The sequence below is a fragment of the Streptomyces sp. NPDC018045 genome (assembly GCF_044327445.1).
Lineage (GTDB): Bacteria > Actinomycetota > Actinomycetes > Streptomycetales > Streptomycetaceae > Streptomyces.
Map to the genome: position 1 here is coordinate 114,485 of NZ_JBIRFL010000021.1, position 7,847 is coordinate 122,331.

Below are 7,847 nucleotides of genomic sequence, written 5' to 3' on the forward strand. Positions count from 1 at the left end.
CCCGTGTCCATGGGCCGCAGATGCGACGCACGGAGCCTAGTCGATGGTGCGTACGGGACAGGTGAGGCTTGCTAGCGTGCGCGGTGCACGGGCCGCCGCCGATCCGCCACCGGCCGGCCCGCACCGCACCGAGTACGCACACCGGACCACTCAACGGGGGAGTACGCATGAGCAGCACACCGGAGAACACCGTCGGCAGCACCGGCACGCCCGGCAGCACCGGCACGGAGGAGGCCGCGGTGGTCGCGGAGGCGGAGGCGGTCACCGAGGCCGAGGGCGTCGCCGCCCAGGCGATGGCGGCGACCGCCGCCACCTACCCGGTCGCGCCGGGCTACCGCCTCAACGTCCGCAGCGGCCCCAGCAGCCGCAGCTCCCTCGTCCGGCAGCTCCCGTACGGCGCCCGGGTCACCATCCGCTGCCAGCGCTCCGGCGAGCGGGTCAGCGGCCCGTACGGCACCAGTGACGTCTGGGACTGCATCGCGCCCGGCCAGTACGTCTCGGACAGCTACGTCCGCACCGGCAGCGACGGCCTCGTGGCCCCGCGCTGCGCGAACTGAGCGGCCGAGGCCACCGGCGGGCCGGCGGCCACCCGACCGCCGTCCCCCCTCCCCGGCCGGCCGGGGATAATCGACCTCATGAGCGACGAGACACGGCCCGCCCCGGACCGGCCCGGCCCCGAGCCGGCCGAGATCCGCTTCTTCGGGACGACCTGGGTGCACCACGACGGCGGCTACGGCCTGCGCCGGGCCGGGGTCGCCGTCGGTTCCCTGGCACTCGCCGCCGCCGGCGCGGTGGTGCTGCGCTTCGCCTTCCAGGGCCTGGAGATCGCCGCGGTCGGCTCGTTCCTCAACGGCCTGGTCGTGGCCTGTTTCGCCGTGTGCAGCGCGGTCGCCTTCCGCCGCACCTGGGACCGCCTGACCCGCACCACCGACGACACGGCCTCCGAGCGACCGGCCGACCGCTCCGCACAGAGCCTGCTGCTGATCGGCTTCATCGGCACACTCCTCGCCTACTTCTGCCGCAGCCTCGTCGAGGCCCCGGGCGAGCGGGTACGGCGCGCCGAGTACGAGGCCGAACGCGAACGCCACGAACGCCGTCGGAAGGCCCGTACGGGCAACCCGGCGGCCAAGAAGGCGACGGAGGCGAAGAAGGCGAAGAAGGCGAAGAAGCAGCGCGGCTAGCGGGCACCCGGCGGCCACGGCCGGGCCCGCGGCCCCTCAGTACTCCCAGTCCGGCTTCCCGTCCCCGTACAGCCAGTCGTCGAAGAGATCCGTCAGGTCCTCGTCCGTACGGTCCTGGCAGAAGTCGATGAACTGCTGCGAGTCGGCGTTGCCGTGGCGGTGTTCAGCGGGCCAGTCCCTGAGGATCGCGAAGAAGGTGGCGTCGCCGACGGCCTTCCGGAGCTGCTGGAGGACCATGCCGCCGCGCTTGTAGACGGGGTCGCCGGTCACGTTCTCCGCCGTGCCCGGGTCGCCGGGCGGGAAGCCCCAGACGTCCTCGTCGTCCTCGGCGGTCTTGTACAGCTCGTCGAACTGCTGCTGCGCCGTACGGCCGCCCTTGTCCTCCTCCCACAGCCACTCCGCGTACTGCGCGAACCCCTCGTTGAGCCAGATGTCCTGCCACGTCTTCGGCGTCACCGAGTCGCCGAACCACTGGTGCGCGGTCTCGTGCACGACCGTGCCCTCGTCCGGCGCCCCGGCGTAGACCGGCTTCGTCTGGGTCTCCAGCGCGCCCCAGTCGACCCGCTCGGGCGTGTGGTCGACGATCGCCCCGGCGGAGGAGAACGGATACGGGCCGAACCGTTTCACCGACCAGTCGAGGATCTCGTCCAGCCGGTTCAGCGGCCCCGCGCTCTCCTTGGCCTCCGCCGGGTCCACGGCCGTGTAGACGGGCAGCCCGCCCTTCGTCCGGGACTCCTGGACGGTGAACTTCCCGATGGTCGCGGTGGCGAGGTAGGAGGCCATCGGCTCGGCGTTGTGCCACTCGAAGGTGGTCCGGCCCTTGGCGCTCTTCCTGCCGCGCAGCTCGCCGTTGGCGACGGCGGTGTACCCGTCCGGCACGGTGATCTTGAAGTCGTACGCGGCCTTGTCCCCGGGGTGGTTGTTGCCGGGGAACCACGTCATGGACCCGGCCGGCTGGCCCGCCACGAACGCCCCGTCCTCCGTACGGACCCAGCCCTCGGTCGCGCCGTCCGCGTCCGTCATCTCCTCGGGCTCGCCGTCGTACGCGACGGTCGTACGGAACGTGGCGCCCTTCTTGACCGTCGCGTGCGGGCGGACCGTCAGCTTGTGCCCCTTGCGGGAGAACCCGGCGTCCTCGCCGTCCACCCGCACGCCGTGCACCTTCATCCCCTGGAGGTCCAGTTGGAAGGAGGCGAGGTCGGCCTGCGCCGTGGCGGTGATCTCGGCGGTGGCGTCCAGCGTGCCGCCGGGTACGTCGTAGTCGAGGTCGAGACCGTAGTGTCCGACCTGGTACCCGCCGTTGCCGAGGGCGGGGAAGAGCGGGTCGTGCACACTGCCCGCACCCTGCGTGCCGTCCAGCCGGGTGGCGCTCGTACAGGAGGACAGCAGCAGGGCGACGGAGAGCGCGGCGGTCGCACCGCAGGAGCGGAGAGGCCGGCGGATCACGGGGCTCCTCGGGTCGTGGGGCGGGGGTGGATCAAGCTCCACGACCCTACGGCCCTTTGGCCCGCAACGCCGCACCCTTCCCCTTAATGGAGCTTATCCGCCCTTATGTCCGGATGGCGGAGTGAGGGCGGCGCCGGCGGCAACCGGACCCGAGCCCGGCCCCGGTCCGGGCCCGGCGCCGACACCGGCACCGGCACCGCCGGGGTCCGGATCCCCGGCCGGCCGCCGCCGCTCCGCCCAGGTTCCCAGCGCCGCTGTACAGGCCCGGTCGAGGTACCGCAGCCCGGAGAGGTCCAGGACCACGTCCCGGTCGTGCGGCAGCGCCTCCAGTTGGTCCAGCAGCCTGGGCAGCCGCAGGAAGGTGGCGTTCCCCAGGGCGCGTACGCGGATGGGCCCGGCCCCGGGCCCGCCGCCCTCCAGACCCGACACCTCCAGATGCGCGTGCGAGGTCTCCCACGCGGACTTCGCGACCGCCATCAACAGCCCGATCACCACGCCCTCGAACATGTTGGTCACCACGATCGCCACCGCCGTCCCCATGAGCACCACCGCCTCACCCCGATGCTCACGCCACAGCGCCACCATGTCCCGTACGGGAATGAGCTTGCAGCCCGCGTGCACGAGCACCCCCGCCAGCGCCGCCAGCGGCACGACACCCAGGGCCTCCGGGAACGCCACCGCGAACAGCAGCAGCCACCCGCCGTGCATCACCCGCGACGCCTTCGTACGTGCCCCGGCCCGCACGTTCGCGGCGCTGCGCACGATCACCGCGGTCATCGGCAGCGCCCCGAGCAGCCCGCACACCGCGTTGCCCGCGCCCTGCGCCATCAGCTCCTTGTCGTAGTCCGTACGCGGCCCGTCGTGCAGCCGGTCCACGGCCGCCGCGCTGAACAGCGACTCGGCGGACGCGATGAGCGCGAACGCGAGGACGGTGCCGACCGCGCCGACCCCCGCCAACCGCGCGAAGTCCGCGCCGCCCGGCGGCTGCACGGCGGACAGCAGCCCCGTGACCTCCACCCGGGCCACCGGCAGGCCGAAGACGGCGACGGTGACGGTGGCCAGCGCCACGGCCGCCAGGGGCGCCGGCAGCACGCGCGCCGCCCGCTTCCACCGCGGCCACAGCATCAGGACGGCGATGGCGCCGACACCGATCGCCGCCGCGGTCAGCGCCTGGTCCGACCAGAGCGTGTCGACCGCCAGCTCCGGCAGGCCGCCGAGGTTGGCGAGTCCGCTGCCGGGGGCCTTGGCGTCGGTGAGCGCGTACAACTGCCCGGCGATCAGGACGAGCCCGATGCCCGCCAGCATGCCCTGGACGACGGCCACGGAGATGGCCCGGAACCAGCGGCCGAGGCGGAGTGCGCCCATGACGAGCTGAAGGACACCGGCCGCCAGCACCAGCGCGCCGAGCGCGCTGAGCCCGAACTCCTTGACCGCCTCGTACACGAGGACGGTCAGGCCGGCGGCCGGGCCGCTGACCTGAAGGCTGCTGCCGGGCAGGAGGCCGGTGAGGAGGCCGCCGACGATGCCGGTCACGAGCCCGAGTTCGGCCGGGACGCCGGAGGCGACGGCCACGCCGACGCACAGCGGTACGGCGACCAGGAAGACGACGAGGGAAGCGGTGAAGTCCGCGCGTATGTCGGTTGTTTTCTGCATGGGGATGCCTTGCCTCCAGCGCGTTGCGACGGACCGCGCGGCGCGGACGTGCGCCGTGCGGAGGGAGAGGGTGACCGGATCGGTCGGTGAACCGTGAGCTGCGCGGGCACGGGGGAGTGCCGGTGGGCACGGGAGCCCGGCCTTGTGGGTACGGGTGCTCCCCGTGCGGTTACGGGGGGGGCGGGTGCGGGGAGGGGGACGGGCGCCTGGCGGGGCGTTGTGCCGCCGGCCGCCGGTCCGCCTCCCGCCGGTGCCGGGCTACCGGCGGGTTTCGTCGATCGACCGGCGGGCGTCGTCGATCAGCAGCGGAAGACCCGATGGCTGATGGGAAGCTGCCCCGAACGCGTCAGCGGCACCGCGCGGCGCCCGGTGACCGGGGCCGTCGGGTCCGGGCCGGCAGCCGGCGGAACGGTGGGGTCGCTCGCGCCCCTGGTCTGGTCGCCGGACTGGAAAGCCGGTGCGCCGGTCGCGGAACGCGCGGCACGGCCCGTCGGGCAGCGCTCCGTCGCGGAGTCCGCCGGGCCGCCCTCCTCGTACGCATACGGCGCGGCCACACCGGCGGCCTGCGTCCCGGCCCTGCTTCCGGCCACCCGCCCGTACGTGCCCTCGGTGCCGACCGGGAACGCCAGCAGCACTGCCACGAGAAACAGCAGCACACGGCGCATGGCGTCGGCCCCCTCCACCGGCTGGTTGGACACTCACCTTCAGTGTGTCCAAAACAGCATGTCTTTGAGCGACTCGCTGTGTAACCGTCAGGTAAACGCTGAGTTATCGAAAAGGAGCGGTCGTTTTCGCGCACTCCGCCGCCCGCCGGAGCACGCCCCCGGCCTTTACCGCACCAAGCAGTGCACGCCGCATTCACCAGCCGACGACTTACGTCGCGCCCAGCCCACTCCGACCACCGGACTGCCCCGCAGACATCCCTCCACACGAGCCACCACCGTCCGGGCCCGCTCACAGAGGCCGCCCCCGCCCGGACCCCCGCCCTCACAGCCGTACACCCCCACCAGCCACATCGAGCCCGTCCGGTTTCTCGTCCCCACCCAGCCACATCAAGCCCGTCCGGCGCTCGAGGACGAGCCCGCCGGGCGATCACGGCGTCCCCTATCCCATATCCGCTGCGTTCACCCTCACCCCGGCCCACCACGTGAACACCCCCGCCTCCCGAGCCGCCACGATGCGAGGATGACCAGGGCGGCAAAGCCCCGCACACCGGCCGACCGCCCAAGGCCCCCATATCCATGAGCAGCCCCACCGGCGAGGTGAACCGCAACATGACCCAGAAGGTCGCCGTACTCGGCACCGGAAAAATCGGCGAGGCCCTCCTCAGCGGCATGATCCGAGGCGGCTGGGCCCCCACCGACCTCTTGGTCACCGCCCGCCGCCCCGAACGCGCCGAACAGCTCCGCACCCGTTACGGCGTCACCCCGGTGACCAACGCCGAGGCCGCCAAGTCCGCGGACACCCTGATTCTCACCGTCAAGCCGCAGGACATGGGCACCCTCCTCACGGAGCTGGCCCCGCACACCCCCGCCGACCGCCTGGTCATCAGCGGCGCCGCCGGCATCCCCACCGCCTTCTTCGAGGAGCGGCTGCCCGACGCCACCCCCGTCGTACGGGTCATGACGAACACCCCCGCCCTGGTGGACGAGGCGATGTCCGTCATCTCGGCCGGCACCCACGCCACGGCGGCCCACCTCACCCGCGCCGAGGAAATCTTCGCCACCGTCGGCAAGACGCTGCGCGTCCCGGAGTCCCAGCAGGACGCCGCGACGGCCCTCTCCGGCTCGGGCCCGGCCTACTTCTACTTCCTCGTCGAGGCGATGACCGACGCCGGCATCCTGCTCGGCCTGCCGCGCGACAAGGCCCACGACCTGATCGTGCAGGCGGCGATCGGCGCGGCGACCATGCTCCGGGACAGCGGCGAGCACCCGGTCACCCTCCGCGAGAACGTGACCTCGCCCGCCGGCACCACCATCAACGCCATCCGCGAGCTGGAGAACCACGGCGTACGGGCCGCGCTGATCGCCGCCCTCGAAGCGGCCCGCGACCGCAGTCGCGAACTCGCCTCCGGCAACGGCTGACCCACCACGGCACCCAGCCGCTCAGCCGCCCGGGGCCGTGGCCACCGCCGCGCACGACTCGCGCGCCGGTGGCCACACCCCGCACCTCACACCGCCGGCAGCAACCCCACCGCCCGGTACGCCGCGTCCACCCGCGGCCGCGCGATCGCCCGGGCCCGCTCGGCCCCGTCCCGCAGGACGGAGTCCACGTACCCCGGGTCGGCCACCAGCTCCGCGTGCCGTTCCCGCACCGGCCGCAGAAGTTCCACCACCGCCTCGGCCGTGTCCTTCTTGAGCGCGCCGTACGAGTCGTACCCGTCCGCCAGCTCCGCCGGGTCACCCGCCCCGCACGCCGCCAGGATGTCCAGCAGATTGGCCACCCCGGGCCGCTCGGCCCGGTCGTACACGACGTCCGACCCGGCGTCCGTCACGGCCCGCATCACCTTCTTGCGCACCACGTCCGTCTCGTCCAGCAGATAGACGATCCCGGAGGTACGGGCGTGCGACTTGCCCATCTTCGACGTCGGCTCCTGGAGGTCCATCACCCGCGCGGCCACCTTCGGGACTGTCGCCTTCGGTACGACGAACGTCTGCCCGTACCGCTGGTTGAACCGCGCCGCCAGGTCCCGCGTCAGCTCCACGTGCTGCGCCTGGTCCTCACCCACCGGCACTTCGTGCGTCCCGTACGCGAGGATGTCGGCGGCCATCAGCGCCGGATACGTCAACAGCGACAGCCGCACGCCGCCACCCCGCGCCTGCTCCCGTTCCGTCTTCTCCTTGTACTGGATCATGCGCCGCATCTCGCCGTCGCCGGCGGTGCACTCCATCAGGTAGGACAGCCGCGCGTGCTCGTCGACATGGCTCTGCACGAACAGCGTGCAGAGCTGTGGGTCGAGCCCCACGGCGAGCAGCAGCGTGGCCGCCTGCCGACTGAGTCTGCGCACCCGCGCCGGATCGTGTTCCACGGTCAGCGCGTGCAGGTCCACCACACAGAACAGGGCCTCCGCCCGGTGCTGGTCCACGTCCGCCCAGCTCCGCAGCGCCCCGAGGTAGTTCCCCAGGGTCAGGTGCCCCGTCGGCTTCACACCACTGAAGATCCGCGTCATCTCTCTCGTCTCCCGAACTACTGGTCCCGGGACCGCCGCGCCCACCGGCCGGCTGCGAGGAGATACGCGAAACGGCCGCCGAGGCGGCGGCCGTTGTGTGCATGCACTGGGAGCGGCCGCCGTCAGGCGGGCCACCACTGCTGTACGAGTGCACGCGTCGTCATGAGGCCCACGGTACGCCCAGATCCGCCTCCTGGCACGGGTTTGAAGCGTCCCAACCCCTCGTGTAGTGTTCTCCGAGTTGCCACGGAGCCGACAGGCACCCACGGCAGCCCCTCACGCCAGACCGGCGGCACAATCACCACTGCTCGACTCCCGGACGGGACGAATTTCGGCATGCCGAAATTCCGGCCGGTGACCCGATTAGGCGTCACCGGGGAAAAGCACTAAAGTAGTGA

At 72.5% G+C, this 7,847-nt stretch carries 7 protein-coding genes; 3 read left to right on the forward strand and 4 right to left on the reverse strand.

Annotation, left to right across the window (positions count from 1 at the left end):
- Window positions 1–167 precede the first annotated feature (167 nt).
- Together ACH4EB_RS30820 and ACH4EB_RS30825 are read left to right on the forward strand one after the other, a co-directional pair.
- Entirely contained in the window at window positions 168–557 is a 390-nt protein-coding gene (locus ACH4EB_RS30820; RefSeq protein ID WP_398351307.1) for an SH3 domain-containing protein, read from the forward strand.
- Between the two features lie 78 nt (window positions 558–635).
- The gene (locus tag ACH4EB_RS30825; protein ID WP_398351308.1) at window positions 636–1,181 is read left to right on the forward strand and encodes a hypothetical protein; all 546 of its coding nucleotides are present in this window, start codon (window positions 636–638) and stop codon (window positions 1,179–1,181) included.
- Between the two features lie 36 nt (window positions 1,182–1,217).
- Here the strand turns inward: ACH4EB_RS30825 and ACH4EB_RS30830 are convergent, their stop codons facing one another.
- The 3 genes from ACH4EB_RS30830 to ACH4EB_RS30840 all read right to left on the reverse strand — a co-directional run bounded on the left by ACH4EB_RS30830 (window position 1,218) and on the right by ACH4EB_RS30840 (window position 4,978).
- Window positions 1,218–2,627 (reverse strand): M1 family metallopeptidase, encoded by a 1,410-nt coding sequence (locus ACH4EB_RS30830; RefSeq protein ID WP_398351309.1) that lies wholly within the window; start codon window positions 2,625–2,627, stop codon window positions 1,218–1,220.
- Window positions 2,628–2,720: 93 nt separating this feature from the next.
- Complete coding sequence (locus ACH4EB_RS30835; RefSeq protein WP_398351311.1) at window positions 2,721–4,280, reverse strand: SulP family inorganic anion transporter; 1,560 nt, start codon at window positions 4,278–4,280, stop codon at window positions 2,721–2,723.
- 299 nt (window positions 4,281–4,579) lie between these two features.
- Window positions 4,580–4,978, reverse strand: coding sequence for a hypothetical protein (locus tag ACH4EB_RS30840; RefSeq protein WP_398351312.1), 399 nt, complete (start codon window positions 4,976–4,978; stop codon window positions 4,580–4,582).
- A gap of 576 nt (window positions 4,979–5,554) precedes the next feature.
- Here ACH4EB_RS30840 and proC point away from each other — a divergent pair.
- Window positions 5,555–6,364 (forward strand): pyrroline-5-carboxylate reductase, encoded by an 810-nt coding sequence (gene proC, locus ACH4EB_RS30845; protein ID WP_398351326.1) that lies wholly within the window; start codon window positions 5,555–5,557, stop codon window positions 6,362–6,364.
- Window positions 6,365–6,450: 86 nt separating this feature from the next.
- Here proC and trpS read toward each other — a convergent pair whose 3' ends face one another.
- Window positions 6,451–7,449 (reverse strand): tryptophan--tRNA ligase, encoded by a 999-nt coding sequence (gene trpS / locus ACH4EB_RS30850; RefSeq protein WP_398351314.1) that lies wholly within the window; start codon window positions 7,447–7,449, stop codon window positions 6,451–6,453.
- Window positions 7,450–7,847: the final 398 nt, after the last annotated feature.